Annotated in this window: 26 protein-coding genes and 1 pseudogene; 17 read left to right on the top strand and 10 right to left on the bottom strand. The window is 64.7% G+C overall.

What is annotated here, in order from left to right; genetic code table 11:
- Positions 1–75 precede the first annotated feature (75 nt).
- Entirely contained in the window at positions 76–270 is a 195-nt protein-coding gene (locus tag AB0N24_RS12960) for a hypothetical protein (RefSeq protein ID WP_364124606.1), read from the bottom strand.
- A gap of 355 nt (positions 271–625) precedes the next feature.
- Here AB0N24_RS12960 and AB0N24_RS12955 point away from each other — a divergent pair, with 355 nt between their 5' ends.
- The 7 genes from AB0N24_RS12955 to AB0N24_RS12925 all read left to right on the top strand — a co-directional run bounded on the left by AB0N24_RS12955 (position 626) and on the right by AB0N24_RS12925 (position 9,115).
- Complete coding sequence (locus tag AB0N24_RS12955; RefSeq protein ID WP_364124603.1) at positions 626–1,903, top strand: sugar ABC transporter substrate-binding protein; 1,278 nt, start codon at positions 626–628, stop codon at positions 1,901–1,903.
- Positions 1,904–1,986: 83 nt separating this feature from the next.
- Positions 1,987–2,874, top strand: a complete 888-nt coding sequence (locus AB0N24_RS12950; RefSeq protein WP_364124600.1) for a sugar ABC transporter permease — start codon at positions 1,987–1,989, stop codon at positions 2,872–2,874.
- On the top strand, positions 2,874–3,827 hold the full coding sequence (locus AB0N24_RS12945; RefSeq protein ID WP_364124597.1) for a carbohydrate ABC transporter permease: 954 nt from the start codon (positions 2,874–2,876) through the stop codon (positions 3,825–3,827). Before AB0N24_RS12950 ends, AB0N24_RS12945 begins: the two co-directional genes overlap by 1 nt.
- A 27-nt stretch (positions 3,828–3,854) precedes the next feature.
- Positions 3,855–5,219 (top strand): NosD domain-containing protein, encoded by a 1,365-nt coding sequence (locus AB0N24_RS12940; RefSeq protein ID WP_364124594.1) that lies wholly within the window; start codon positions 3,855–3,857, stop codon positions 5,217–5,219.
- A 100-nt stretch (positions 5,220–5,319) separates the two neighbouring features.
- Positions 5,320–6,414: a LacI family DNA-binding transcriptional regulator gene (locus AB0N24_RS12935; RefSeq protein ID WP_364124591.1), complete on the top strand. Its 1,095-nt coding sequence runs from the start codon at positions 5,320–5,322 to the stop codon at positions 6,412–6,414.
- A 135-nt stretch (positions 6,415–6,549) separates the two neighbouring features.
- Positions 6,550–8,085: a glycoside hydrolase family 32 protein gene (locus tag AB0N24_RS12930; protein WP_364124588.1), complete on the top strand. Its 1,536-nt coding sequence runs from the start codon at positions 6,550–6,552 to the stop codon at positions 8,083–8,085.
- Positions 8,086–8,299: 214 nt separating this feature from the next.
- Positions 8,300–9,115 (top strand): hypothetical protein, encoded by an 816-nt coding sequence (locus AB0N24_RS12925; RefSeq protein ID WP_364124586.1) that lies wholly within the window; start codon positions 8,300–8,302, stop codon positions 9,113–9,115.
- Here the strand turns inward: AB0N24_RS12925 and AB0N24_RS12920 are convergent.
- Entirely contained in the window at positions 9,084–9,677 is a 594-nt protein-coding gene (locus tag AB0N24_RS12920) for a thymidylate kinase (RefSeq protein WP_364124674.1), read from the bottom strand. The genes AB0N24_RS12925 and AB0N24_RS12920 overlap by 32 nt on opposite strands.
- 333 nt (positions 9,678–10,010) lie before the next feature.
- Here AB0N24_RS12920 and AB0N24_RS12915 point away from each other — a divergent pair, with 333 nt between their 5' ends.
- Positions 10,011–10,487, top strand: coding sequence for a hypothetical protein (locus tag AB0N24_RS12915; protein WP_364124584.1), 477 nt, complete (start codon positions 10,011–10,013; stop codon positions 10,485–10,487).
- 48 nt (positions 10,488–10,535) lie between these two features.
- On the opposite strand, the gene AB0N24_RS12910 is transcribed toward AB0N24_RS12915, so the two are convergent.
- Positions 10,536–10,940 (bottom strand): DUF5997 family protein, encoded by a 405-nt coding sequence (locus AB0N24_RS12910; protein ID WP_364124581.1) that lies wholly within the window; start codon positions 10,938–10,940, stop codon positions 10,536–10,538.
- Positions 10,941–11,115: 175 nt separating this feature from the next.
- On the opposite strand from AB0N24_RS12910, the gene AB0N24_RS12905 reads away from it, so the two are divergent.
- Positions 11,116–11,865, top strand: a complete 750-nt coding sequence (locus AB0N24_RS12905) for a LysR family transcriptional regulator substrate-binding protein (protein WP_364124578.1) — start codon at positions 11,116–11,118, stop codon at positions 11,863–11,865.
- A 43-nt stretch (positions 11,866–11,908) separates the two neighbouring features.
- Here AB0N24_RS12905 and AB0N24_RS12900 read toward each other — a convergent pair whose 3' ends face one another.
- Both AB0N24_RS12900 and AB0N24_RS12895 read right to left on the bottom strand, forming a co-directional pair.
- Positions 11,909–12,244: a hypothetical protein gene (locus AB0N24_RS12900; protein WP_364124576.1), complete on the bottom strand. Its 336-nt coding sequence runs from the start codon at positions 12,242–12,244 to the stop codon at positions 11,909–11,911.
- Between the two features lie 96 nt (positions 12,245–12,340).
- The gene (locus AB0N24_RS12895) at positions 12,341–13,354 is read right to left on the bottom strand and encodes a LacI family DNA-binding transcriptional regulator (protein ID WP_364124574.1); all 1,014 of its coding nucleotides are present in this window, start codon (positions 13,352–13,354) and stop codon (positions 12,341–12,343) included.
- A gap of 152 nt (positions 13,355–13,506) precedes the next feature.
- On the opposite strand from AB0N24_RS12895, the gene AB0N24_RS12890 reads away from it, so the two are divergent.
- Entirely contained in the window at positions 13,507–14,685 is a 1,179-nt protein-coding gene (locus tag AB0N24_RS12890) for a Gfo/Idh/MocA family oxidoreductase (RefSeq protein ID WP_364124571.1), read from the top strand.
- Positions 14,682–15,713, top strand: a complete 1,032-nt coding sequence (locus tag AB0N24_RS12885; protein WP_364124568.1) for a sugar phosphate isomerase/epimerase — start codon at positions 14,682–14,684, stop codon at positions 15,711–15,713. Before AB0N24_RS12890 ends, AB0N24_RS12885 begins: the two co-directional genes overlap by 4 nt.
- An 81-nt stretch (positions 15,714–15,794) precedes the next feature.
- Here AB0N24_RS12885 and AB0N24_RS12880 read toward each other — a convergent pair whose 3' ends face one another.
- Entirely contained in the window at positions 15,795–17,015 is a 1,221-nt protein-coding gene (locus AB0N24_RS12880) for a glycerate kinase (protein ID WP_364124565.1), read from the bottom strand.
- Between the two features lie 170 nt (positions 17,016–17,185).
- Between AB0N24_RS12880 and AB0N24_RS12875 the strand changes: the two genes are divergently transcribed.
- Positions 17,186–17,881 (top strand): GntR family transcriptional regulator, encoded by a 696-nt coding sequence (locus AB0N24_RS12875; RefSeq protein ID WP_364124563.1) that lies wholly within the window; start codon positions 17,186–17,188, stop codon positions 17,879–17,881.
- Between the two features lie 7 nt (positions 17,882–17,888).
- Here the strand turns inward: AB0N24_RS12875 and ykgO are convergent, their stop codons facing one another.
- The 3 genes and pseudogenes from ykgO to AB0N24_RS12860 form a co-directional block, all read right to left on the bottom strand.
- Complete coding sequence (gene ykgO, locus AB0N24_RS12870) at positions 17,889–18,011, bottom strand: type B 50S ribosomal protein L36 (RefSeq protein ID WP_011693081.1); 123 nt, start codon at positions 18,009–18,011, stop codon at positions 17,889–17,891.
- A gap of 102 nt (positions 18,012–18,113) precedes the next feature.
- Positions 18,114–18,335 (bottom strand): annotated as a pseudogene (locus AB0N24_RS12865) (GTP-binding protein); the annotation flags it as partial.
- Between the two features lie 737 nt (positions 18,336–19,072).
- Entirely contained in the window at positions 19,073–19,747 is a 675-nt protein-coding gene (locus AB0N24_RS12860) for a TetR/AcrR family transcriptional regulator C-terminal domain-containing protein (protein ID WP_364124560.1), read from the bottom strand.
- Positions 19,748–19,840: 93 nt separating this feature from the next.
- On the opposite strand from AB0N24_RS12860, the gene AB0N24_RS12855 reads away from it, so the two are divergent.
- The 3 genes from AB0N24_RS12855 to AB0N24_RS12845 all read left to right on the top strand — a co-directional run bounded on the left by AB0N24_RS12855 (position 19,841) and on the right by AB0N24_RS12845 (position 22,234).
- Positions 19,841–20,536, top strand: a complete 696-nt coding sequence (locus tag AB0N24_RS12855) for a DUF4386 domain-containing protein (protein ID WP_364124558.1) — start codon at positions 19,841–19,843, stop codon at positions 20,534–20,536.
- 192 nt (positions 20,537–20,728) lie between these two features.
- Positions 20,729–21,106 carry a nuclear transport factor 2 family protein gene (locus AB0N24_RS12850; RefSeq protein ID WP_364124555.1) on the top strand — a complete coding sequence of 126 codons (378 nt, stop codon included), beginning with the start codon at positions 20,729–20,731 and terminating at the stop codon, positions 21,104–21,106.
- Positions 21,107–21,448: 342 nt separating this feature from the next.
- Positions 21,449–22,234, top strand: coding sequence for a TM2 domain-containing protein (locus AB0N24_RS12845; protein WP_364124552.1), 786 nt, complete (start codon positions 21,449–21,451; stop codon positions 22,232–22,234).
- Between the two features lie 80 nt (positions 22,235–22,314).
- Here AB0N24_RS12845 and AB0N24_RS12840 read toward each other — a convergent pair whose 3' ends face one another.
- The gene (locus tag AB0N24_RS12840; protein WP_364124549.1) at positions 22,315–23,334 is read right to left on the bottom strand and encodes a LacI family DNA-binding transcriptional regulator; all 1,020 of its coding nucleotides are present in this window, start codon (positions 23,332–23,334) and stop codon (positions 22,315–22,317) included.
- 162 nt (positions 23,335–23,496) lie between these two features.
- Here AB0N24_RS12840 and AB0N24_RS12835 point away from each other — a divergent pair, with 162 nt between their 5' ends.
- Together AB0N24_RS12835 and AB0N24_RS12830 are read left to right on the top strand one after the other, a co-directional pair.
- The gene (locus AB0N24_RS12835; RefSeq protein ID WP_364124547.1) at positions 23,497–24,432 is read left to right on the top strand and encodes a dihydrodipicolinate synthase family protein; all 936 of its coding nucleotides are present in this window, start codon (positions 23,497–23,499) and stop codon (positions 24,430–24,432) included.
- Between the two features lie 115 nt (positions 24,433–24,547).
- Complete coding sequence (locus tag AB0N24_RS12830; RefSeq protein ID WP_364124544.1) at positions 24,548–25,846, top strand: Nramp family divalent metal transporter; 1,299 nt, start codon at positions 24,548–24,550, stop codon at positions 25,844–25,846.
- Positions 25,847–25,927: the final 81 nt, after the last annotated feature.

The following is a 25,927-nucleotide window of genomic DNA, read 5'->3' as shown; positions in this document are numbered from 1 at the left end:
TTCTCCTCACATCGTTGGGGGCTGAACATTGGTGCTTTCGGTGCTAGGCCCACGCTGCCAGGGAGGCAGTGGGGACTAGAGGACGCCGATCAGGTGGCGGTGTCCCGACGGCGGTAGTCCGGCCTCGGCCGTTTCTGCCACCTGAGCGGGTGCTGCGGCTGCAGCACTGCCGGTGGCTGGCAAGGTGAAGGCAGCGCCAGCCACTGCTGCCGACGCCGTGAGGGCGCGCAGCACGCTCCGGCGGCTGATGATGTCCGGGATGGGTTTCATACGTTCTCCTTTGAATGGGGTCCCCGGCTGAGCCGTACGACAGTTTGGGAAGGGGTCCGAACTTTAAGAGCGGTTTGCCGGCGGACGGGAGGGTGCGCCGTCAAGCGGGAAGCGGAGGCACACGGCCGATGCCAAAACTTGCCAAATCAGCCAAAATATGCCAAAACGGTTTGTCTGCCTGCGCCGCTGACTCTAGGGCCGCGCTGGCCCGCACGTCAAGGCCCAAAATATTTCGCGTTGTGACGCTTGACACCCTTCCGCCAGCGCCCCTAAAGTGATGCCAAGTCGTTTTGGCAAAACGATTCTCCACCCCTAAACACTCTTGCCATCCCGTTCCGAGAGAAAGTCGACAGCGATGTCCACTCGAAAGACCATCTCCAGGCTCGCCTCCATCGGCGGCCTTTGCACCGCAGTCGCCCTTGTGGCCACCGGGTGCGGTGCAGGGGGCCCGGCGTCATCCGGTAGCGCCGCAAGCTCCGTCAACGTCCTCGTCGAAGCCGGCGGGCACGCCGAGCTTGCCGGCGTTGCTGAGGCCTGCAAAAAGGACACCGGCCTCGACGTCAATTTCGTCGAATTGCCCTACGACGGCCTGTTCAACAGGCTTTCCAGCGAACTCTCCTCCGGCACCGTCTCCTTCGACGTCGCCGCCCTGGACTCCGTGTGGCTCCCCAGCTTCAAGGACGCAGTCCAGCCCATCGACGAGCTGTTCACAGATGAGGCCAAGAAGGACATCTTCCCCGCGCTGGTCAAGGAAGCAAACATCGATGGCCACTTCATCGGCATGCCCGCCTGGACCAATGCCGAAATCATCCTGTACCGGAAGGACCTCTTCGAGGACGCCAAAAATAAGGCCGACTTCAAGGCAAAGTACGGTTACGAACTGGCAGCCCCCACCACCTGGAAGCAGTACCAGGACATCTCTGAATTCTTCACCAAGGACGGCATGTACGGCACGGACGTGAAGGGCGCCGTCGAAACGGAATGGTTGGCCCACGTTCTCCAGGCTGGGTCTCCGATGGTTCTGGACGACAAGAACAACGTCGTGGTCGACAACGCGGCCCACAAGGAAGCTCTCGACTTCTACACGAGCCTTGTGAAGTCCGCACCGTCCGGAGCCGCGCAGGTTGACTGGGCCGCCGCGCAGAACCTGTTCAACCAGGGCAAGACCGCGATGACCAAGTTCTGGGCCCACGCCTACCGACAGATTCCCACCGACGCCGCTGTCTACGGCAAGGTGGGCGCGGCGCCCATGATTGGCGGATCCGCCGGCGTTGCCGGTGTCCCGGGGCCGTGGTACCTCTCCGTCCCCAAGGCGACGAAGAACGCAGACGCAGCCAAGAAGTTCATCAAGTGCGCCTACGACCACAACGATCTGGGTATCGAGTCCACGCTGGGCCTCGCCGCCCGCATCTCGGCCTTCGAGAAGTACCAGGACAAGCCCGGTTATGAGAGCTTCGGGCCACTGATCGAGACGCTCAACGGCAAAGCCACGGCAACCCGCCCGGCAACGGCGAAATGGCAGCAGATCGTGGACACCGTACTTGTTCCGACCCTGCAGAAGGCAGTGGCCGGCGGGGACAGCGCGTCCCTCCTGGCTGAGGCCAAGACCAAGATCCAGGCCCTCGTCAAGTAAGACTTCGCGGCTGGCACCGCCTGACGCTGCACTGACAGCAGAAGGGGTGCCGGCCGCGGACCCAACCAGCGGAAGAGAACCCCGTGCGTATCACTGATCGCCGCTTCGCCCTCTATTTGATGACCCCGGCAGCGTTGTTCCTCGCAGTATTCGTTGCCTACCCCCTGTTCAGGCTCGTGGCCGACAGTTTCTTCAGGATTTCCCCCGTCCTCGGCGGTCCCCGTGACTTCGTGGGCCTGGACAACTACGTCCGTGCCTTCGCCTCCGAGGCCTTCATGGGTGCGGGCTGGCGTACCCTCGCCTACACCCTGGTGGTGGTGACACTCGAGTTCGCACTCGGTCTGGGCATGGCGCTGCTGTTCACCACGCTCGGCCGGAAGTCCCAGGTCTGGCGAACCGCCTTCCTATACCCGCTCATGATCGCCCCGATCGTCGCCGGCCTGCTGTGGAAGTTCCTGATGATCGACAACTTCGGTCTCATCGGCACCCTCCTCCACCAAGCAGGCATCCTCTCCGACCCGAACCAGATCGGCTGGTTGTCGAATCCGGACATCGTCCTGTTCTCCGTTGCGATCCCCGACATCTGGCTGACCACCTCGTTCATGTGCCTGGTGCTGTTCGCCGGCCTCCAGAACATTCCGGGCGACCTGATCGAAGCGGCCCGGCTGGACGGGGCACGCGCACCGGCCATGCTGTTCCGGATTATCCTGCCCCTGCTCCGGCCTGTCATCGCTGTTGCGCTGGTTGTCCGCGGCATCGACGCAGCCCGCGCCTTCGACACCATCCTGATCCAGACCAACGGCGGGCCCCAGTCCGCCTCCGAAACCATGAGCCTGCTGATCTACCGGACCATGATCCGCTTCGGCGATCCCGGACTGGCAAGTGCCATGGGAACCATCTACCTGCTGGCCATGCTTGGCATTGCGTTCTTCGCCGTGGCCACCATCTGGCGGCCAGGAAAGGACACCTGATGCGCGTTGCAGAAAAAATTAAGCACGACGGCGGGATGCCGGCTGCAGTGCCTGCCAAGCCTTCTGCGGAGGCGTACGTGCCGGCCGGCATGCGCCGGCGTCGGGCCGTGAACCGCGAAGGACTGGAGGCCGGCAAGCGCAGCACGCGCACCATCCTGTGGATCCTGCTCGCAGCCTCGCTGGTGCTGTACGGCTTCCCGTTCCTGTACCTGCTGCTCACATCCTTCAAGCCCCCCATCGACACCATCGCCGTGCCTCCCACCATCCTGCCCAGGGAATGGACGCTCGTGAACTACGTCAATGCGCTGGGCCGCAGCGGCGTGGTGGCCTCCATCATCAACAGCACCCAGACGGCCATCATCAGCACGCTGCTGTCGCTGCTCCTGGCCGTTCCTGCGGCCTACGGCATCACGCGGTACAAGACCGCCAGCGGAAGGGTGTTCATCATGGCGGCACTCGTCACACGTATGGTCCCGCCGGTGGCTATCGGCATCCCGCTGGCCTCCATGATGGCCTCGGCCGGGCTTGCCGATACTCCGATTGCCCTGTCCATCGCCCACACCACCATTTCCCTTCCCTTGTCCATCTGGCTGATGGCCAGCTTCTTCGAAGCTGTTCCACAGGACTTGGAAGAGGCAGCGACAGTGGACGGCTGCAGTAGGCTCGGCGCCCTGTGGCGGGTGGTGATCCCTGTGGTCTCCGGCGGCATCGCCGTCACGGCGATCTTCGCCTTCCTGGCCTCCTGGAACGAGTTCCTCTTCGCCCTCCTCATGACGGCGATCCGCTCCCAGACCACTCCCGTGGTCATCGCGAATTTCCAGACCCAGTTCGGCCTCGACTGGGGATCCATGACGGCACTGGCTGCCGTCTACTCGATCCCGGTCATCCTCCTCACACTTCTCCTGCAGCGCAAGATCGTCGCAGGCATGACGCTCGGCGCCGTCAAGGGCTGAGAAACCACAGCACAAAGGGAAGAACCTATGTCAAGCAACAACTGCTACGACGTGACTACGTGGCCCGTCGGCAATCCGTCCGAGGACGTCGGTGAAGTAATCAACAGCATCATCGCTGACATCAAGGACCGGCAGACGGTCACCGATGCGAACAATGGAGGAAAGCCAGGCGCGGTGATCTACATTCCGCCCGGGGATTACCACCTCCGCACGCAGGTGGTCATCGATGTCAGCTTCCTCAGGATCCATGGTTCGGGACACGGCTTTACGTCGTCGAGCATCCGGTTCAACGTTCCCGAAGACGAATGGCCCGACCTGCATGAGCTGTGGCCCGGAGGGAGCCGCGTTATCGTCGACATTCCCCTCGGCGGAGACGTGGAGGAATCCAAGGGAGCCGCCTTCTACGTTGAGCGAAGCGGAAGCCCGCGGATCAGCTCGGTCGAGTTCTCCAACTTCTGCATCGACGGGTTGCACTTCAACCCGGATGGTTCGGGGATGCATCCGGAGAACACCTACGTCAACGGCAAGACCGGGATCTATGTCGCGAACGCCAATGACTCATTCCGGGTGAACGGCATGGGCTTCGTCTATCTTGAGAACGCGATCACCATCTACAACGCGGACGCGCTTTCAATCCACGACAACTTCATCGCTGAATGCGGAAGCTGCATCGAGCTGCGCGGGTGGGGACAGGCATCAAAGATCACCGACAACCTCGTGGGAGCAGGCCCTAAGGGTCACTCGATCTACGCCGAGAACCATGGCGGGCTCCTGATAACCGCGAACAACGTCTTCCCCCGTGGTGCGAGCAGCGTCCATCTCAACGGCGTCACGCGGTCAAGCGTCACCAACAACCGTTTGCATTCGTTCTATCCCGGAATGCTGATTCTCGCGAACAGTTCGGAAAACCTCGTGGCCACGAATCACTTCCTGCGTGACCATGAGCCCTGGACGCCCTTCCTGGGAGTGGACAACGGACTGGACGACCTCAACGGACTTCTCTCTGTCAGCGGCAGCAACAACTCTGTCGTCGCCAACCACTTCTCCCAGATCATCGACGCACAGAGCATCCGCCCAGCAGGTGCGACGCCTGTCATCATCCGGCTCGTGGCGGGGGTTGGCAACTTCGTCTCCAACAACCACGTGGTGGCGATGGACATTCACTCCACGTCAAGTGACTCGTGCTTCGAGGCTCAAGTGGACGCTCTGTTGACCACCGAGGCTGCGAACGGCCTCGCCGTTACGGCCGTCATGGTCGATTCCGAATCAGCCCGGAATACGATCCTTGATTCCGGAAGTGACGCCCAAGTTATCGCAGACAGGGCTGTTAACGCCTTGAGGGCCACACCCACGGTCGGTTTCCAGACGGCACCTGCACTCGTGGCCAAGTAACCCGCTCAGGCCCGGCGGGACCCAGGGGATCGCCAAACGGGCTCCGGGACGAATAAGCCGAACGTAGTATCACCACCAACACCATGACGTGGGAGACCAAATGACCAATAGATCAGTCGGCATCAAGGATGTGGCGGCCGCGGCCGGGGTCTCTGTCACGACCGTCTCCCACGTCCTCAATGACGTTGCCTACGCCCGGGTGGGCGCAGGAACAAGGGAACGGGTCCACGAAGCAGCCCAACGGCTGGGTTACGGGCCCAACCGGCTCGCCCAGGCCCTGCGCACTCAACGCTCCGGGATGATCGGGTTCATCAGCGAGGAAATTGCCACCACCCCGCACGCAGGCAGGATCATCCTCGGGGCCGAGGAAACGGCTCGGACCCGCGGGTACCGCATCATGATCATCAACTCCACCAGCACCAGCTCCCAGGATTCCAAGGAGAGCCAGGTGGCGGATCTGCTGGACCGGCAGGTGGACGGCATCCTGTACGCCACGATGTATCACCGGAAGCTGGCTGTCCCCATGAACCTGGCCGGACTTCCGGCGGTCCTGGTGGACTCCGAAGACATCAGCCACACTGTTTCCTGCGTCATCCCCGACGAAATGGGCGGCGCAAGGTCGGCCGTGCAAACCCTGATCGACGCCGGGCACACCCGGATCGGCATGCTCAACAACACTGATGACGTGCCGGCAACATACTCCCGGCTCAGGGCCTTCAAGGACACGCTGGCAGATGCCGGGCTGCCGTTCCACGAAGAACTGGTCCAGTCCGAGCTTTCGGAGGTGCCTGGCGGCCACCGGGCGGCCCTGCGCCTGCTAAAACCTGAAAGCCGGCCCACGGCCGTGTTCTGCTACAACGATCGCATGGCAATGGGCGCCTACCGGGCGGCCCGGGAACTTGGGCTTACGATTCCGGACGACATTTCCGTGGTCGGTTTCGACAACCAACAACTCATCGCCGAAAACCTTTACCCCGCGCTGACAACCGTCACCCTGCCCCACTACGAAATGGGCGCATGGGCAACCGAAAACCTGATCGACGCCATCGAGGGAAAGACGGACCTGCAGCTGTTCGCCGCTCACCCGACCGCTCTTCCCTGTCCCATGGTTCTTCGCGATTCCGTCGCCTCCCCAAGACATAGGGGCGCTTCGAGTGGAGCAGCACTGGACTCACCTACGCTCGCCAACACCTGACCTGGAGCGCGTCCAGTAAAGGACGCACACAACCTTCCAAGGACCTCGAATGCACAGCTCCCCAGTTCCGCCACGCCCTGAAACGGATGTCGTCGTCGGCGACTCGGCGCGCCCAGACTTCCCGAAAGAACTCCGATGACTGAAACAACAACGCACCCTGCCGGCCCCGCCGAAGAAACAGCCCCCAACTTCCGGCCGATACTTCACTACACAGCCAAGAACACTTGGCTGAACGACCCCAACGGACTCGTGTGGCACCAGGGTGTCTACCACCTCTTCTACCAAAACAACCCCTTCGGCAACGTCTGGGGCAACATGTCCTGGGGACATGCCACCTCAACTGACCTTCTGCACTGGACCGAACACCCGGTTGCCATCGCCTGCGACGAGGAAGAAGACGTCTTTTCAGGCAGCATCGTGGTGGACCACGGTAATACATCGGGATTCGGCACAGTGGAACATCCGGCCTTGGTGGCCATCTACACGAGTGCCTTCAAGGAAGGCTCGGTGCATCAAGGGACACAAGCCCAGTCCCTCGCCTTCTCCACGGACGCCGGCATGACGTGGAGCAAATACGCAGGCAACCCGGTGCTTGGCCGCGGATCGGCCCATTTCCGGGATCCCAAGGTGTTCCGCCACGAGGGATCGGCCGGTTCCTCCTGGGTCATGGTGGCGGTGGAGGCCCAGCACCAGCAGGTTGTGCTGTACCGCTCGGCCAACCTCAAGGACTGGGAATACCTGAGCACCTTCGGCCCTGCCAATGCGGGCGGCGGTGAATGGGAGTGCCCCGACCTGTTCCCGCTTCCGGTCGACGGAGACCCGGGCAACGTCAAATGGATCCTGGTGGTCAACATCAACCCGGGTGCCGTGGCCGGCGGCTCCGGAGGGCAGTACTTCGTGGGCGACTTCGACGGGATGGAGTTCACCGCCGACCCTGATTCGCTGGTTCAGGCGGATTCGCACGGGAACACGGATCTCAGACACTGTCTGTGGCTCGACTGGGGACGTGACTACTACGCCGCCGTTTCCTTCAGCAATGCGCCGGAGAAGCGCCGCATCATGATCGGCTGGATGAACAACTGGGACTATGCCAACTCCTTGCCCACGTCTCCGTGGCGCTCCGGGATGTCTCTTGCCCGCGAGGTCGAACTCGTGACGGTGGACGGTTTGCCGCGCCTGGTGCAGCGCCCGGTGCTGCCGTTGGGCTGTGGAGAGCCTGCCCGCATCATCCAGGACCTGGAACTTCACGATTCCGCCTTGGAACTGCCAGACGCGGTGCCCGGATCAGCCCAGCTGATCGAGGCCGAGATCCTGCCCGGGACGGCCCGGACCGTTGCTTTCAGGCTTCTCGGCGCAGCGGGCGGGAGCGCCGCGACGGTTCTCAGCTTTGATGCCGTGACGAGCCGGCTCAGCCTGGATCGCCGCAACTCCGGAAACACCGCCTTCCACGGAAAGTTCGCGTCGGCTGAGTCGGCACCCGTGAAGCTCGACGGCGGCGTGTTAAGGCTGCGTGTGATCGTCGACCAGTGCTCGGTGGAGGTCTTCGCCCAGGGCGGCAGGGTTGTCCTGAGCGATCTGGTGTTCCCACTGTCCGGGAACCGGGGCACCGACGTGCGCGTGGAAGGCGGAACGGCCATTGTGCGGAAACTGGCCGTCACGGCCTTGTCCTAAAGACACCACCGCTTGCGGCTCCCACCCACAGCCTGTTCAACGGTCCGCAACGGGAGCACAATGAATCCACCCTTATCTTGGTGGTGGACGCGTGACGCTGGCAATCGTGGTTGTTTGCACGTTCTTGCTGCTCGTTGCCGTGGTAATGGTCATCGCTTGGGGAGGACGCTCCGTAAGGGCGCCCGGGGGGCCCGCGTTGACGGCGGATCTTCCCGTGCCTTCATCAGTGCCCGCACGGGACGTTGTCGTGGAGGCCCAGGTTTCCGCACTGCGCCGCTACCTCTGGTGGGCCAACGTGGCAACGGCGGCCGCCCTCGCATCCGGGATCCTGGTGGCGTGGGCCGGCGGCAGGCTGGCGATGCGCATCCTGGCCGCCACCTCGCCGGCGTCGGCCCAGGGGCGGCTGACCGAGGCCCAGGCCAACGTGGGATTTCCCACCATTGAGGGCAGCATTGCCCTGCTGTTTTTCGGGGGACTCCCGGCCGGCTTCGCCGCCGCGTTCATCTATGTGCTGCTCCGCCGTTGGCTCCCCGCCGGAAGATGGGCGGGACCGGTGTTTGGAGTGCTGCTTCTCCTGGTCTTCGGCGCCTCCGTGGAACCGTTCCGGGCCGACAATATCGACTTTGCGATTGTGGGGCCGGGCTGGCTGTCCGTGGCGCTCTTCTCCGCGTTGGCCGTCCTGCACGGCGCCGTCGTGGCCGCTGTGGCGGGCGCGTTCAGCGGGCGCCTTCCGCTGCCGTCCCGACAGGACTGGAAGTACTACCTTCCGCTGCTGGCGGCCGTCCTGTTCGTGCCCGCGGGCGTGGTGCTCGGCATCGGTGCGCTGGTGGTCATGGTGTGGGCCCAGCTGGCTGCAGTTCCACGGGCAAGGCGGCTGCGTGCCGGCCGCGGGACGCGTGTGGTCAGGCCGCCAGATGTCGCCCGCCGCGGAGGGGCCGGTGACTGGGCAGGGCGCGGGATTCTCGGCGTGGCAGCGGTGGCGGCCTTGCCTCTCTTCGTCACTGCAGTGACGTCGATTGTCTCTCGCTGATCGGCCCTGCCCCGGCGGCGGCACCGTTGATTGCGTCAGTGAGTGCCTCCAACACGTCGTTTTGGGCGCCGCCGGCATCGATCCGGAGGAATCCAGGGAACTCCGGAAGTGCACGGTAGCCCTCGCTGAGCGCTGTCAGTTCCTCGAGTGTTTCGGTGTCGGTCCCGCGCAGCAGGATGCGTTCCAGTGCCTGTTCCGGAGCTAGGTCGAAGTGGATCACGAGGTCCGGTTTGGGCAGGCGCCTCAGGAGCCAGGGAAGGAACCGGCCGCGCGGAATCCCGCGGACGCTGCGCAGCCCAAGCTGGCAGTAGACGTGGCGGTCCATGACCACCAGGCCGGCAAACCTGCGGGCGCGGGTATGTGAAACCACCACATTGAAGGTCCGGATCACGGTTTCCAGGGCATCCGCCAGGCGGGGACTGAGGGGGATTCCGGAGCGGGCCGACCACTGCGTTAGGTTCCGGCGTCCGGCATGATTGCGCAGGAGCAGCGCCTTGCTGCCGGCCAGACGAGCGGCTTCCACGGCTCCGCGGGCGGCAGTGGTTTTCCCGGCACCGTCAATTCCGGTCAGGACAATCAGCAGGGGTGGCTCGTTTCGTCGGGCGGCAGCTCGTGCGCCGCAGGTCGGGTGTCACGGTCGGGTCTCGGAGGTTGTGTGTCGGGAGCGGGGGCTGCGCCAGGGTGTCATTACTTCAACGAGGGACCGGCCCCCGTTGTCCCCGACGGATGCCGGCGGTTGTCGGGTTTGCGGCCTGGGGGCCCTGGGGGCCGGGCTGCGCCGGTTCAAGGGCGGCGGCGAATCATGTTCGCTGTTCGCCGTCCGGATTTCATCCGCCGTTAATGGCGGCCTTCTAGTGTGGTTCCTCAGGCACCATCCGCTAGAAAGGGATCCATCATGGCCGATATTGCCGCTGTGCTGGGACGGCTCACCCCGGAAGAGCTCGACGAGCTCCGTGCCCTTGGTCCCCAAGGGCATCTGACCAGGCAACTCATCGATGCCCTGGACAGGGCAGCCGGAGGGTCGGGTGCGGGCCGAGGGTATTACGTGCCTACCGGGAGCGTGAGCGCAACGGGCGGACCGCATCTTGTGCTGCGCAGCGACGTCTCCGCCTGGCTGTTCGGAGCAGCCCCGCAGATTCCGCACGGACAAGCTGCGGACGCCGCAGCCGGGACGTTGCCGGCAGGAACCGACTGGTCCGAGCTGCGACCCGGCGACAGGGTGTCCATCGTGCGCGGCAACCGCGTTACGGCGTCGGGCATCGTGGACACCATGACCGAGGATGCCTCGACGGTGTGGGTGCTCTTCGACGGTGTTGCACCGCGGCGCATGTTCCACCGAGGCGACCCGGACGAACTGCGCCCCGTGCGCTAGTTTCCCTGTCAGCGGGGTTGGGCTGTTCCCGCACCGCAGCAGTTGGACCTACTCGGCCTTGGCGCGGGCTTTCTTGGTGTCCTTCTTGGCGGCCTCGTCCTTCACACGCTGGGCTTCGGCGCGGACTGCGGCGTGCGTGGAGCGCTCGGTGACCAACCAGGCGGGGGGCGCCTGGAGCAGCGCGGTGATTTCCGCTGACGTGAGGGCTTCCTCGACGCCGCCGCGTGCCAGGCCGCTGATGGATACGTTCAGCTTTTGTGCCACCACCGGGCGGGGGTGCGGGCCGTTGCGGCGGAGTTCGGCCAGCCACTCCGGTGGGTTGGCCTGGAGCTCGGCGAAATCGGCGCGGGTGATAACCGAATCCTGGAACTCCTGGGGTGTTGCGGGCAGGTAGATGCCAAGCTTCTTGGCAACGGTGGCCGGCTTCATGGACTGGGAGTTTGCAGAGGTCATACTTCAAGGGTATCTGGCGGGCAGCCTGCAAGGCACCAAAACAGCACCAAAGCAACACCAACACAGCACCAAAGCAGCACCAAAGCAGCACCAATAGCGCGCCATAGGAACTAAGCCGACGCTGTGCAGCCCTCGCCGCGGGGCCTTCCTCGAGCTCTGGCGGTACTGTGAACGTGTGTCCGCTGAAGAAGATATCCCGCAAGCACCCGCACCTTCGGAACCGGAAGGGCGGGGGCTGCGCTTCGCGTACGTTGCCGGCGTGACGCCGGGGAAATGGATCCGGCGCTGGGAAGAGCGGATGCCGGACGTTCCGCTGAGCTCCTTTATGTCCGACGACGGCGCGCAGCTGTCAGTCCTGCGCGACGGCGCCGCGGACCTCAGTTTCGTCCGCCTCCCGGTGGAGCGCGAGGGCCTGAACGTGATTCCCCTGTATGAAGAGCAGCCCGTGGTGGTTGCCCCCAAGGGCCACGAGATTTCGGTGTTCGAAGAGGTGGCACTGGCCGACCTTGCCACCGAAACGTTCCTGGACGTGACCGGGCTTGGCGGCCCGGAAATGGCGTTGCAGGTGGTTGCCGCCGGCGCGGGGCTCGCCATCCTGCCGATGTCGGTTGCGCGCCACTTCAACGTGAAAGACACTGTGGCGCGGAAGCTCACCGGCGCCCCGACCACGCAAATTGCGCTTGCCTGGTCCAGCGAGCCCAACGACCATGCACCGGACGAGGTGATTGAGGAGTTCATCGGGATCGTCCGCGGGCGGACCGCCCAGAGCTCCCGCCAGCCGTCGGCGCAGGTTGAGAAGCCCAAGAAGGAACCGAAGCCGGACCGGCGCGGGACTGGTGTCAAGAAGCCCAAGGTTGCACAGCGCTATGCTCCCAATCCGGACAAAGGCCGCGGGAAGGGTTCACGCAAGAAGGGAAAGCGCTAAGGCTCCTGCCGTAGGTTGCGCAGTTTTTGGACCCCGCGGGCCATTAGGCCGTGCAGGCGTCCTTCAGGGCTGTGACGGACTCAGCGGGAACCTGGTCGCCGGCTTCGGCGATCTGCCGCAGGGGAGTGGTGATCTCCGACGGCACGCCTGCGGTCTCCGCGCCGGCCACAAGGCCGCCCAGCAGTTCCTTGTCCTTGACGCTGACGAGCCCGTCTTCCACGAGGCCGCAGATCTGGCCCTTGACCTGGTCGGCGGCTGCGGTGCCAACCTGGGATGCTCCGTCGCTCACGGCCTTTTCGGCTGCCCCCTGAACCTGGCCGCAACCGGTTAGCACAACGATGAGGGCGGCAAAGGACAGGGCGGCGAGGCTGGATTTCATGCTTCCACCCTAGCAAGGGCTTCTGTGCGTCGACTGAACCGGGTGCCGGCGGTCCGAATCCAAGCCGCCTGCGCCTGGTCCGCCTGCGCCGCTGCGTCAGCCGGAGGCGCGGCCCGTGGTGCCGCGCACGATCAGGGCGGGCTCGATCAGCTTGCGGCCGGGTCCGAGGGCGGGGTCTTGGATCCGTGCCAGCAGGGTGTCTGCGACGTCGACGCCCACCAGGTCGCTCCGGTTGTCCACGGACGTGAGGTCCAGGTACCGGGATTTGGCCAGCTGGGAGTTGTCGTAGCCGATCACCGAAAGGTCTTCCGGCACGGATAGGCCCCTGGCCTTCGCGGCCGCGAGGGCACCGAGGGCCATGGTGTCGTTTGCGGCGAACAAAGCAGTGGTGTCGGGTTGGTGGTCAAGCACCCAGCACGCGGCCGTGTAGCCGTCCTCTTCCGACGTTCCCTGCGATTCGCCCGCGATCCGGACCTCGAGCCCGGCTTCGACGATGCGTTTGCGGAAGCCCTCACGCCGGTGCGCGGCGGCCCCGTCCGAACCGGAAAGGTGCCCGATGCGGGTGTGGCCGAGCTCCAGCAGGTGGCTCGCCGCCAAGCGGCCGCCTCCGTCGTCGTCGTTCGTGATGAGGTCGGCGCCGGCCGGAACACCGTGACGCCAGCCGGCGACGACGGTGGGCACCCAGGTGCCCGAAAGCATGGCCTCGCTGGGTTCGGCGGCGATTACGAGACCCGCGACGTGCAAGGCAAGCAGGCCGTCGGTAGCCTCCTTGATCCGGTTCTGCCCGGGCCGCGAGTCGGCCACGGTCACCTGGTAGCCGTGCGCCGACAGCGCGGATTCCATGCCGCGCAACAGATCGACGAACCACGGGTTCCGGAAGTCGTCGATCACGAGTCCGATGCTCTTGGTCTGGCTGCTTGCCAGGGCTGTTGCGGCGCGGCTGGGCCGGTACCCGAGCTCGGTCATGGCGGCGAGCACGGCCTCCCGGCGCTTGTCGCTGACCTTCGATGGGTTCTGCAGGACCAGCGACACCAGAGACGGGGAGACGCCGGCATTTTTGGCGACGTCGTAGATCGTGGGCCGGCGGGACCGGGGGGTGTTCAAGGTCATGGGAGAGCCTTTCGTGTCTCGTTATCGAGGATAGCTTCACGATGATTGACAGGACATATAGACAAAGCTACGCTTTTTGCAGCGGACAATTTTGTAGCGCTACAATTTTCCGGACAGGCCACGGGTCTGGCCGAATTTCAAAGGAGAAATCAATGGCTGATAGCCTCGGCGTCGCCGTCATCGGTGCAGGCATGGCCGGCAAGGCCCACGCTGCCGCGTACCGCACGGCATCCGCCCTCTACAGTCCCGTTCTTCCGCCGGTTCGCCTGGTCTCGATCGGCGACGTCAACGCCGAATTCGGCTCGTTGGCTGCCCGACGCTTTGGCTACGAGCGCAACGACACGTCATGGCAGGCAATCGCCGAAGCCGATGACATCGACGTCGTCAGCGTGGTCATCGCCAACTCCCTCCATCGCGAAGTGGTGGAAGGCCTGCTCGCCGCCGGCAAGCACGTTCTGTGCGAAAAGCCGCTGAGCGACTCACTGGAAGACGCCCGCGCCATGGCCGATGCGGCCCGCAACGCCTCCAGCATCGCCCGGATTGGCTTCACCTTCCGCCGCACCCCCGGCATTGCCTACATCCGGGACCTTATCCGCACCGGTGTCCTCGGCAAGGTGCTGCATTTCAGCGGCCGTTACTGGACCGACTACGGCTTCAGCCCGTCCGCACCCATGAGCTGGCGCTACAAGGGCGGGCCCGGCTCCGGTGCGCTGGCCGACGTCGGAAGCCACCTTGCCTATGTTTCCGAGTTCCTCTGCGGCGACATCAGGTCCATCAGCGGTGGCCGCCTCAGCACGGCGATCGACAAGCGGCCCCTGCCGCTGGGCGCAGTCATCGGGCACGACCATGCTGCTGTCAGCGACACCTTTGAGGCCGTGGAGAACGACGATTACGCCGCGTTCAACGCAGAGTTCGAAAACGGCGCCGGAAGCTTTGAGGTTTCCCGTGTGGCCGCCGGCCACGCCAACAGCCTTAACTTCGAGGTGTTCTGCGAGAACGGTGCCGCTAAGTTCGACCAGCGGCGCCCCTCCGAAATCCAGCTCTTCCTCAACGACGGATCCGGCAACGAGAACGGTTACCGCCAGGTGATCCTCGGCCCGGGCCACCCCTACATCGCCGGTGGCCTGGCCATGGACGCCCCCGAAGTCGGCTTCGGCCAGAACGACGCGTTCGGGTACCAGGCCCGCGCGTTCCTCGAAGAAGTTGCCGGCCTCAGCGAAGAAGAATCCCTGCCCCGCTGCGCCAGCTTCGATGAAGGCGTGCGCAACATGGAACTGCTCGGCGCCGTCACGGAGTCCGCGCTCAACAACGGAAAGACGATCACGCTATGAAACTCGGCGTCTACAACGCAATCCTGCACGACCGGCCGCTTCCCGAGGCCCTCAAGGTCATCGCCGATCTAGGGCTGACCGGCATCGAAATCAACACGGGCGGATTCCTGCCCGCCGTCCACGTCCCCAACATGGACCAGATCCTGGAAAGCGACGCGGCCCGCGACGACTATCTGGCGATCTTCGAGGGGACGGGCGTCGCGATCGCCGGCCTGAATTGCAACGGCAACCCGCTGCACCCGAAGCGGGAGATCGGCGAGAAGCATGCCGAGGACATCCGCCGCTCCATCCGGCTGGCGCACCGGCTGGGACAGGACCGCGTGGTGACCATGTCCGGCCTGCCCGGCGGCGAGCCCGGGGCCACGACGGTCAACTGGGTGGTCAACGCCTGGAACTCGGCCGCCCTGGACGTGCTCGACTACCAGTGGGGCATCGCCGCCGATTTCTGGAAGGAAACCGACCGCCTCGCATCCGACCACGGCGTCAAGGTGGCCCTCGAGCTGCACCCGCAGAACATCGTGTTCAATACCGCCGATGTCCACAAGTTCATCGAGCTCACCGACGCCACCAACGTCGGCGTCGAGCTGGACGCCTCGCACCTGTTCTGGCAGCAGATGGATCCGGTGGCGGTGGTCCGGGAGCTCGGTCCGCTGGTCTTCCAAGCCGCCGCGAAGGATGTGCGTGTGAACCGGGAACACGCAGCACTGAACGGCGTCCTGGACAACAGCTTCCGCCGGCTTGCACCGGAGGAAAACCGCACCAACCTCGGCGGCGACGAGTGGGCCAACGAATGGCCCAAGAACTCGGCCTGGGACTTCGTGGCCCTCGGCCGCGGACACGACACCGCGTACTGGACCGAGTTCCTGCGCGCGCTCTACGAGGTGGACCCCAACATGCTCGTCAACATCGAGCACGAGGACACCTCCCTGGGCCGGATCGAAGGCCTCCAGGTGGCGGCCAAGGTCCTGCGGGACGCTGACGCGGCACTGACTGCGTCGCATGCAGAGGCGCTGCACCTCACGTCGTAAGGGCTGATAACCAGCATGCGCCGGGCGGCGGTTGTGGTCTTCAATGCCCACAACCGCCGCCGGGCGTTGGCCTGTTAACGGCTATTCGGTGAGGAACGCCGGCGCGTGTGCCTTGACGTGCTGGAGGATGGTCCGTCCGGCCTGGTGCAGGGCTTCGGCCGCCAGGCCGGGGTCACGGGATGTGTCGTGGGCCGTGATGTCGGTCAGAGCCACAACTCCGGCGAGGCCCAGATTGCTGGCGGCTTCCCCGTTGAGCATCGAGGTGCCGACAGCCGCCCACACCGGCGTGCCTGCGGCGCGCGTGCAGACGGCGGAGATGAGTTTGCCGTCGGATGTCTGGGCGTCGAGGCGGCCTTCCCCGGTCACCACCAGGTCTGCCTGCTGCGCGTGCTCATCAAAGCGCAGGAGGTCGAGGAAGTAGTCCGCTCCGGAGACGAGTGATCCGCCCAGAAGCAGCAGTCCGAAGCCGATGCCTCCCGCGCTGCCCGCACCCGGAGTGCCGGCGAGGGCCTCGGCGTCGATCCCCGGAAGCGGCCGGCAGGCGTTGACCAGACCGTCCAGTCCCCGGTCCAGCAGCGAGACCTGGGCGGTATCCGCCCCTTTCTGCGGGCCGAAAACGTGTGCGGCACCCTGCAGTCCCCGGAGCGGATTGGTGACGTCGCTGGCGCCGATGATTGCTGTTCCGCCGAAATCGAAAACGCCGCCAAGGTCCACCTGGACGATGCGGTCCAGCGACCCGCCGTCCGGCTCCACTGGGTTCCCGAGGGCATCCCGGAATTCCGCGCCCAGGGCGGCCAGCATTCCGGTGCCGCCGTCGGTGCTGGCGCTCCCGCCCATGGCCACCACGATTCGTTGCGGCTTGAGCTGCGCGGCCGCCAGAATCGCCTCACCCAGCCCGCGGCTGGAAGCCGACAACGGACGCAGCGCTCCCCGCAGGGTGCCCAGGCCGCACGTCCCGGCCACCTCGACGACGGCGGTTGTCCCGTCAAACGCGATCTGCGCTCCGGTCATTTCTCCGTCCGCGCCGGTCACCTCGACCGTTCGCGGCCGTGAGCCGGCGAAGATCGCCGCCTCGACGCTGCCGTCCCCGCCGTCGGCCAGTGGCAGGACGGTGACCTCAAGGCGGGTGCCGTTTGCGGCGGACTCGATGCCTGAGCGGATGGCGCCAGCGACCCCGATCGCGTTCAGGCAGCCCTTGAATTTGTCCGGTGCAATCAGGATGCGGACCGGGCGCGCTGCCTCCGGCAGGGCGTCGGTGATGGAATCGTCGGTTCCGTGGGTGCTATTGGCGGACTGCAGCATGCTGGTGGTCTCCGGTGTGGTCGGCGGATGGGGTTTTGGCTGTCGGGCCTTGGATTGTCTAACAAGTACACACGATGCAACTTCGATTGTCTAGCAAGTGCACATGGCTAGCAGGTACTCTTGTCTTTGGAGCTGACGTAAAGTTTTGTTCCGAGACTGAGGAGAGTGCCGTGGCCACGCAGCTGATGACCGTATCCGTCGTTCAGGCGATCGCCGACGATATCCGCTCGCGGATCTTGCGCGGGGAGTACCCGTCGGACACGTCCTTCACGGAGACGGATGTGGCCGCACGGTACGAAGTCGCCAGGCCTACGGCGAAGGCCGCGATAGAAAAACTGGTTTCCGAGTCGCTCCTGGAACGCCCCACGAACAAGACGGCAAAAGTCATGACGCTGGGACCGGATGACGTCAGGGACATCTACCTCACCCGGGCACGGCTGGAGAAGGCCGTGTTGCTGGAGCTGGCGGAGTCCCGCACCGTGCCGCCGGCCGCCGTCGCCGCCCAGCGCGACCTTGAGAGGATTGACTCGGGTTCCGGCCTGGACACCGTCGACCCGGACATGCGGTTCCACATGGCGCTCGTGGACAGCATCGGCAGCCCGCGGACCAGCCGGATGTACGAATCGCTCGTCTCGCAGGTGAGGCTCTGCATGGCACAGGTACAAGGTTTGGAGCTGGTCCAGCCCGAGCGCATTGTCAGGGAGCACCAGCACCTGCTCGACCTTATCGAGGCCGGCGACGGGCCGGCTGCCACCGCATTCCTGGATGAGCACCTAAGCCGGCCCCGGGAACGCCTGGTCGCAGCCGTGGGCGGCGTGCCCGGTCCCGAGGCCGACCTCGGGTCGTCGCTGGACGCGCAGGGCTAGGCAGGCCCTAGCCCTGGCGGGCCTTCATCCGGGGATTCTTCTTGTTGATGACGAAGGTCCTGCCGCGGCGCCGCACGATCTGCGCCCCGGGTATCTTCTTCAGTGCCCGCAGTGAGTTCCGGACTTTCATGGGTGTTTCTCCTTTTACTTGGGTGGGGGACTGAGGGTTGTGGCCTGCCTCGGTTAGGCGGTCCGTTGCCCCACTGGACTGGGGCTTCGCCGTTTGATCGGCCAGCCAGGGGCCGGTATTTTCGAGCCAGAAGCGGGGTCCGATTCCCTGGATGGCGATCCTGCAGTCCGGGGCTGTCGCGATCCACAGCCGGCCGCGCAGCCAGCAGCACCCCTCGGCCAGCCTTGCCAGGGCGTCCCGGAAGCGTTCGGCGTGGAGTGGGCGCCGGACTCTTTTCGTGACGGTGCCGAACGGTGAGGCGGGTGCTTGGGCCGGAGTCCGCATGGACCCGGTGATGGTCCTGCCCATGGCCTCTGCATAGTTGTGGCTGCCGCGTCGTTCGGCATCCGCGCCGTCAGCGATGCGCGCGTGCGGTGCCAGCTCGTGGAGCAATTGCACGCCACGGGCGCGCTGGTCCGGGTTCACCGGAACGAGCAGTGGATCGGCCAGCAGGACAGTGTCGCTGAAGGCGAGTTCACCGATCAGGAACTCTCCGGGCGTGCGCTGGTCCTCCGGCGTCGGGGTGAACCCGGATTCGAACAGGGTGTGGTGGTCCCAGATATGGTCCTCGAGGGTGTCCGGTGCGCACGCCAGCATCACAGAACGGACGGTGAACTGGCTGGTCAAACCCTGTTTCAGGGCGCTGACCGCTGCCGCGGCGGCGACCGCGGGCGGCAAAGCAATGATGACGTGCTCCTTGCCGCGAGCGAGCAGGCGTTCGACGGTCGGGACCACATCCAGGCGCACCGTGCAGCTCAGGCATCCGTGCTCCAGGCGGGTCTCCTCACGGTCCAAGGGGGCTTTGGGGCCACAGACGCGGCGAACGACGACGCCGTCGTCCAGCAGGTCATGCACAACGAGCATGGCCTCAGGATGGGCAGCGGCCAGCATTTCGCAGGCACGCTGGCGGCACAGGACGTCGAGGGAACTGACAACAGTAAGAAGCATGCTCCCACTCTAAATGAGAATGGTTCGCATTTACAACCGGCCCTTCGACGCCCCATAACTCAGGCTTCGTGGCCTTATTCGGCGTCGCGCGCCCTTTCCAGGCCGTCGAGAACCAGGTCAAGCCCAAAACCGAACTCCTCGGCGAAGCTGTAACCCGGCTGCAGGACATGCTGGGACGTGAGTTCGGCCAGGTGGGGGTATTCATTCGCGGGCAGGTGCGCGAGCATCACGTGCGCCATCGCAGCCGCCTGCTCTCCGGAGTCGAACGGCAGGCCCCTTTCCTGTTTCGCGAAGCCGTAGATGTATGCGTCCAGGACCGAGAATGCGTGTGCCGTCATGGCGACGGAGAACCCCGCGCGCCTAAAGGTGCCGAGCACGCGGTCGTGGTGCCTTAGGGTGGCGGGGCCCGGGCTGGTGCCCGAATCCATGAGCCCATTCGCCCAGGGGTGGCGCGAAAGCATCTCCCGGACTGACAGCGACCGCTTCCGCAAAGCTGTTTTCCAGTCATCGGCGGGAGGCGGCAGTTCGATTTCGGCAAAGACGGCGTCGATCATGCCGTGCAGCAAATCCCCCTTATTGGAAACGTGGTTGTAGAGCGACATCGCTTCCACGCCGAGCTCCACTCCGAGCTTGCGCATGGTGAGCCGCTCGATGCCTTCGGCGTCCGCCAGCCTGATGGCCGTCCCGAGCACGCGCTCCCGGTTGAGCCGCGCCCGCGATTCCATCACCGGCTCACTTCGTGGCGCCATTCCCTGCCCTCCTCATCACTGCCTCTTGACCCGCTTACATTGTAAGAGTACCTTTCACTTACATCGTAAGCTTACAACGTAAGGAAAGACATCATGAGTTCTTTGGTAGTTCCCTCGCTTCAGAAGCCGCAGTACGGGCCGCTCGACTTTCGCCGTTGGACACAGGGCACAGCGAGCCTGGTCTCCGGCATCGGGCTCGCAGTCATGGCTGCGCTGATGATTGCCGGCTACTTCGGCGGCATCGTCCCGCTGGTCACTGCCGGAGATGCGGCCCGAACGGCTTCGGACATCTCCGGATCGCCGTCGCTGTTCCTGGGTGGCGTGGCCTGCATCTTCGTCGTCACCCTGCTGGACATCGCGGTCGCGGCCGCCTGGTATGTACTGTTCAAGCCGGTGAATCGCAGGCTGTCCGCTGTTGCGGCGTGGATCCGCGTCATCTTCGCCGGACTGTTCATGCTGGCTGCGGGCCATCTGGTGAGTGCGTTCAGCCTCCTCGGCCAGCCGGAACTGGCGCTGCAGGAAATTCAGCAGTTCAACAGCATGTGGCTCATCAGTCTGGGTCTCTTCGGCATCCATCTCTTGCTGATCGGCTACCTGGCGGTGCGCTCCGGATTCATGGCCAGGATCTTCGGCATCCTGCTGGCGATCGCCGGGCTCGGGTACATCGCGGACGCTGTTGGAACTGTCCTGAGCGTGGAGGTCCCGGTCGTTTTCGGTTCATTCGGATTCGTGGGCGAAGTTGCCGTCATCTTCTGGCTCCTTATCAAGGGCCGTCGCCTCGCGGCCTAGCTCCGTTCTTCGGTCCGATCAGTTCGGTCCGCGGCGGCGCCCGTAGGATGGCATAATTCCGCCCTCCAGACACGTAGGGCGGGGCGACAACGTCCTCATGCCCTGATAGGAAGGCTGGAAGCCGGTTGCGCTTGGTGTTTTACTGTGTGAAGTACGGGGTGCGGGTGGTTTCTCTCTTTCCCCTCGACCGCATTGCACAACGGGGATGCCGGTCCGCGGTTTGCGATCTGGTCGCAGAGGGAGCCGGTCACCGTCCTGGGCGCTTGGATGTCCGGCAGCGGACCCGAGGAGGTGGGGAACATCTTCCGCCAGTTGGAAAGCTCCTTCTCGGAATGCACGTCGTACTCGCACGAAGTCATCGCGGCCGACGTGATCGGAGACATGGCCTACACGGTTGGCTACGAGCACACGAGTGCCTCGGTGAACGGAGAGCCGAGGACATACACCCTCCGCGTAACCCAGGTGTATCGCCGCGAAGAGGGGGAGTGGAAGGTGGCTCACCGCCACGCCGACACAGCGGTGCAGCCGGAAGCGTCGTTGGGACCGTCCCGGGGACCTGAGCCAGCATGACCGCACCTGACGGGCCGGGGATGGGGTCATCAAGGTTATCGACAACGGCAAGCGCCGAACCGTCGTAGACTTTTCGAAGCATCATCGGTAATGGGGGCAGCCGATCATGGATTCCCCGTGCTATGAGCGCCATCGGCCAACAGAAACGGGAATAAAAGAACTATGAGTCACCCCAGTTACCCTCATTCGCCCCAGAATGACGCGGGAGCAGGAGCTCCCCCGATCCCGCCAGCCGGCTTCGGAGGGCAGTACCCGGGCGGACAGCAGGGCGGCTACCAGCCAGGACCCGGCCCGGGCCCCTATGGACACGTTCCCTACGCCAATGGTCCGGGGAAGTCCTTCGTGACCACCTGGATTCTGTCCCTCCTCCTGGGCGGCCTGGGTGTGGACCGCTTTTACCTGGGCAAGATCGGCACCGGCGTCGCCAAGCTGCTGACTGCCGGCGGATTCGGCATCTGGTCCATCGTGGACCTGATCATCACTCTGACCGGAAGCGCCAGGGACAAGGACGGCCGTCCGCTCGAAGGCTACCCGGAGAACAAGAAGATGGCATGGATCGTCACCGGCGTCGTCTGGGTCCTCGGCATGATCGTGGGAACCGTGGTCACGCTGGCAACCATTGCGTCCACCGCAGCCATGGTGGAGGAACTTCAGAAGTCCCCGGCAACACAGTCTGCCGCTGCAAACGACCCCGCAGCAACCGAAGCGGCGCCCGCTCCGTCCTCGGGAACCGCCAACGATGCGAACTCCTTCGTGGCTACCGTATCCGAGGGCAATACGGTGAAGGTCAGCGTCACTGACTCCGTCTATGTCACTGAGATTCCCACCCAGTCCTACCTGAAGCCGAACAATGGAGGCTTCCTCCTGGTGGAGGTCTCCTGGGAGACGCTGACCGGAACCAGCAGTTCCAACCCTGCAAACTTCGAGGCATACGACGCAGACGGCAATGAAGGCGAGCGTATCTACCTGGAGGAGGGGAGCCTGCCGACCGAAACGAGCAGCCAGGTTGGGCAGGTCCACCGCGGGGTAATTGCGTTTGACATCAAAAACGGTCCGACCACTATCGCGATCATGGATGACTTCGGTGACAAGGCATCGACCTTCACCCTGACGGCTCCGGTCGGTTAGTAGTCGATTCTCGCCCGGCAAAAACCCGCGGCCCCGTTGAGGGCGGCGGGTTTTTGTTTTTACTATGGTCGGCGTTCTGCTCAGGTGTGTCTGGGAGAGCCGCTGGATTCGCGGGGAATGAGTGTTGGCATGGCCCGGCGTATGTGGGGTTCCTTGCCTGGGTTGACGATGAGGTCGATGGCGGTGCCGGCGATCTGGTCGAGGGGGACCCGAACGGAGGAGAGGGGGGTCGGGAGCCTCGCCGAGAGCGGTATGTCGTTGTAGCCGACCAGCGCAAGGTCTGCTCCGACGGTTATGCGGGCTCGATGTGCGGCTGCCATGATCCCCATGGCAATGTTGTCATTGGCGGCGAACACGGCGGTCGGGCGCTTCCCGGTGTGTTTCGCCAGCAGGGTTTCCCCTGCCGTATATCCGTTTTCGATGCCGTAGCCCGCGGCGATTAGCCACTCGTCCCGCGCGGCGATGCCTGCTTCTTCCATTGCCCGGCGGGCGCCGGCGAGGCGGGCGATGCCCGTAGAGGTGAAGGCGGGGCCGGTGACGACCGCGATGTCGCGGTGGCCCAGGTCGATGAGGTGGCGGACCGCCAGGTAGCCGCCTATTTCATCGTCCCCGAGCGCCGATGGGCTCTCGCCGTCGGTGCGCAGCACCAGGGCGTGGGCCACGCCGCGTTTCCGCAGCAGCCGGGGGAGTTCGTCATCGAGCCGGGCCGTGGCCAGGATGAGCCCGTCGACATTTCGGTCGAGGAGTGTTTCCGCGGCCCGGCGTTCGTCGTCGGGGTCGTCGCCGCTGGTGGCGACCATGGCGAAGTAGCCGCGGGCTGCTGCGGCGCGCTCCAGTTCCTCGAACATCAAAGCCATCACCGTGTCGCTCAGGCGTGGCACGAGCACTCCGAGCGTGCGGGTTTCGCCCCTGCGCAGGCTGGAGGCGAAGGAGTTCCTGCGGTATCCGAGCTCCTCGGCGACCTTGCGGACGTGCGCAGCTGCTGCTGACCGGGAGGCTGTGCCGCGCTCGTCCAGTGCGCGGCTGGCGGTCGAAAGACTCACCCCGCTGGCGGCCGCAACGTCCCTGAGGGTGACGTTCGTGCCTGGGGCCGGTTCCATGCGAATTCTCCTGTTCGGGGTGGTCTTAGTAGACACTCTATTTCCTCTTGTTCGGAACTTGCCCCTTGACAGTGACGTGGGCCACGTCGCAAAATGAAAACGTTCCCGCAAACGTTCTCATATTTAGCGGGACTACCGATCCACAAGACAGAGGAAGCTCTCATGACCATCGATCTTCGCGGGCTCGTTCCCGCACCCGTAACCCCGTTCAACCGCGACGGCAGCATCGACGTCGACGCGATCCACCGCCTCGGTGGCTGGCTGGGCAGCGTTGAGGGCGTCAAAGGCCTCGTTGTCCTGGGCCACGCCGGCGAAGGAACCTTCCTGACCCAGGACGAGCAGGCACTCGTCATTCGCGCGTTCAAGGAATCGGTCAACGGCGAGATCCCGATCATTGCCGGCATCACCGGGGAGGGCAACACTGTCGCTGCCCTGGAAGCGAAGCGCGCGGTTGAGGCCGGCGCCGAGGCGGGCCTCGTCTACCCGTCGCACGGCTGGCTCCGGTTCGGTTACCAGAAGGGTGCCCCGCAGACCCGCTACAAGGAAATCTACGAAACGTCCGGGCTGCCGCTGATCCTCTTCCAGTACCCGGACGCCACCAAGGCCACCTATGACCTGGAAACCCAGCTTGAGATCGCGGGCCAGGAAGGGGTGTTCGCCACCAAGAACGGTGTCCGGAACATGAAGCGCTGGGACACCGAAATCCCGGTTCTGCGGGCAACCTACCCTGACCTGCAGATCCTCACCTGCCACGACGAGTACCTGCTGCACACGATGTTCGACGTCGATGGCGCGCTCGTCGGTTATGGCGGACTCGCTCCCGAGCCGTTGGTGGAGCTCATCGCCGCCGGCAAAGCCCAGGACTACGCCGCGGCGCGGGCGATCCACGACCGCCTCCTGCCAGTGACCAAGAACGTCTACCACCGCGGTTCGCACATGGAAGGCACCGTGGCACTGAAGGAAGGCCTCGTCGCCCGCGGCATCCTCGAGCACGCCACCGTCCGGCCCCCGCTGCTTCCGCTTGCCGAAGGCGCCGGCGATGAAATCGCCCTGGCCCTGAAGTCCGCGAACCTGGGCAGCGTCACCGTTCCCGTCTGATCCCCGGATCCCTCAAGGATGGCGGGCACAGCCCGCCATCCTTATCCGAATGCTTTATTCTCCAATAAGGTCAACGACGACCCCCAGCACCGCAGCTGGAGAAGGAGGACTCGCAATGCGCGAGCCGAACAAGACCGCCACCGCAGTTAAGGATCAACCAGTGCAGACGGTCACCCCCGACGGCGCTTCGCATCCGGCGCCACCGGCCAAGCGCCGGACCTTTCTTGGCTATCTCGCCCTCATGGGGCCGGCCTTCGTGGTGGGAGCCTGGCAATTTGGCCCCGGCAACCTCACCACCGCCGTGCAGGCCGGCAGCCGATACGACTACACCCTTGTCTGGGTCATAGCTGTCTCCACCATCCTGATGATCTTCTTCACCGACATGAGCGTCAGGCTGGGAATCGCCACACCCACCTCGCTCATCACCTCCATCAAGGACCACCTGGGCAAATGGGTGGGCGTCCTGGCCGGATTCGGCGTCTTTGGCATCACCCTGATGTTCTCCGTCGGCAACGCCGTCGGCTCCGGCCTGGGCCTGTCCCTGGTCTTCGGCGGTTCCCCGGTTCTGTGGACCGTGGTCTGCACGGCCGCCGTCGGGTTCGTCCTGGCCTTCCGCAACGTCTACGGCATCGTGGAGAAAGCCCTGCTGGCCATCGTCGTCCTCATGGGCATCGCCTTCATCGCCAGTACCGTCGTTGCCCAACCCGACTGGTACCGGTCCATGGAAGGCATGGTCCCGACGCTTCCGCCCGGAAGTGAGATCCTGATCGTGGCGCTCGTCGGAACCAACTTCTCCATCAACGCCGCCTTCTACACGTCCTACGGCATCAAGGAAAACCGCCGCACCCGCGCCGACTACCGCGACATCACCCTCGTCGACACAATCCCCGGCATCGTCGCCCCCGGCATCATGACAGCACTGGTAATTATGGTGTCCGCCGCCGTCCTCGGCCAGACAGGAGGGGAAGCCACCTCCATCGGCGCCCTCGCCTCGATCTTCGCGCCGCTGGCAGGACCTGTCGGCTCGATGCTGTTCGCTCTGGGTCTCTCGGGCGCGGCATTTTCGTCCATGATCGCCAACGCCACCGCCGGCGGCACCATGCTTTCCGACGCCCTTGGCCGCGGCGCCAAGGCAGGATCACCCACCGCCCGCATTTTCACAGGAGTCATCCTGGCCTTCGGACTGGTCATTACCATCTCCTTCCAGGCCTCACCCGTGGGACTCATCGTCATCGCCCAATCCCTCACCGTGCTAATAGCACCCCTCCTGGGCGTCCTGTTGTTCGTCATGAGCAACAAGGCGGCAGTGATGGGAGGCCTCCGCAACAAGTGGTGGCAGAACCTGTTCGCCACCATCGGCCTCATCGCCATCATCGCCTCATCCCTGCGGCTCATCACCACCCTCCTCGGCTAAAGCAGCCGACCGTTGTCAGTCGCAGGGGAGAGGCCTAGACTCAGCCCACAACCCCTATCGGGGAGAACTCCAGAACCCTTC

It is taken from the genome of Arthrobacter sp. NPDC093128 (assembly GCF_040683875.1).
Lineage (GTDB): Bacteria > Actinomycetota > Actinomycetes > Actinomycetales > Micrococcaceae > Arthrobacter.
The sequence above is the reverse complement of the archived record's forward strand: the minus strand, read 5'-3'. Positions and strand labels throughout refer to the sequence as shown.

Coding starts and splice junctions, on each gene's coding strand:
- AB0N24_RS12885 (WP_364124568.1), top strand. CDS start 14,682: ATGAAACTCGGCGTCTACAACGCAATCCTGCACGACCGGCCGCTTCCC.
- AB0N24_RS12890 (WP_364124571.1), top strand. CDS start 13,507: ATGGCTGATAGCCTCGGCGTCGCCGTCATCGGTGCAGGCATGGCCGGC.
- AB0N24_RS12935 (WP_364124591.1), top strand. CDS start 5,320: ATGACCAATAGATCAGTCGGCATCAAGGATGTGGCGGCCGCGGCCGGG.
- AB0N24_RS12900 (WP_364124576.1), bottom strand. CDS start 12,244: ATGAAATCCAGCCTCGCCGCCCTGTCCTTTGCCGCCCTCATCGTTGTG.
- AB0N24_RS12910 (WP_364124581.1), bottom strand. CDS start 10,940: ATGACCTCTGCAAACTCCCAGTCCATGAAGCCGGCCACCGTTGCCAAG.
- AB0N24_RS12930 (WP_364124588.1), top strand. CDS start 6,550: ATGACTGAAACAACAACGCACCCTGCCGGCCCCGCCGAAGAAACAGCC.
- AB0N24_RS12895 (WP_364124574.1), bottom strand. CDS start 13,354: ATGACCTTGAACACCCCCCGGTCCCGCCGGCCCACGATCTACGACGTC.
- AB0N24_RS12840 (WP_364124549.1), bottom strand. CDS start 23,334: ATGGAACCGGCCCCAGGCACGAACGTCACCCTCAGGGACGTTGCGGCC.
- AB0N24_RS12855 (WP_364124558.1), top strand. CDS start 19,841: ATGAGTTCTTTGGTAGTTCCCTCGCTTCAGAAGCCGCAGTACGGGCCG.
- AB0N24_RS12880 (WP_364124565.1), bottom strand. CDS start 17,015: ATGCTGCAGTCCGCCAATAGCACCCACGGAACCGACGATTCCATCACC.
- AB0N24_RS12945 (WP_364124597.1), top strand. CDS start 2,874: ATGCGCGTTGCAGAAAAAATTAAGCACGACGGCGGGATGCCGGCTGCA.
- AB0N24_RS12860 (WP_364124560.1), bottom strand. CDS start 19,747: ATGGCGCCACGAAGTGAGCCGGTGATGGAATCGCGGGCGCGGCTCAAC.
- AB0N24_RS12835 (WP_364124547.1), top strand. CDS start 23,497: ATGACCATCGATCTTCGCGGGCTCGTTCCCGCACCCGTAACCCCGTTC.
- AB0N24_RS12915 (WP_364124584.1), top strand. CDS start 10,011: ATGGCCGATATTGCCGCTGTGCTGGGACGGCTCACCCCGGAAGAGCTC.
- ykgO (WP_011693081.1), bottom strand. CDS start 18,011: ATGAAAGTCCGGAACTCACTGCGGGCACTGAAGAAGATACCCGGGGCG.
- AB0N24_RS12830 (WP_364124544.1), top strand. CDS start 24,548: ATGCGCGAGCCGAACAAGACCGCCACCGCAGTTAAGGATCAACCAGTG.
- AB0N24_RS12955 (WP_364124603.1), top strand. CDS start 626: ATGTCCACTCGAAAGACCATCTCCAGGCTCGCCTCCATCGGCGGCCTT.
- AB0N24_RS12960 (WP_364124606.1), bottom strand. CDS start 270: ATGAAACCCATCCCGGACATCATCAGCCGCCGGAGCGTGCTGCGCGCC.
- AB0N24_RS12940 (WP_364124594.1), top strand. CDS start 3,855: ATGTCAAGCAACAACTGCTACGACGTGACTACGTGGCCCGTCGGCAAT.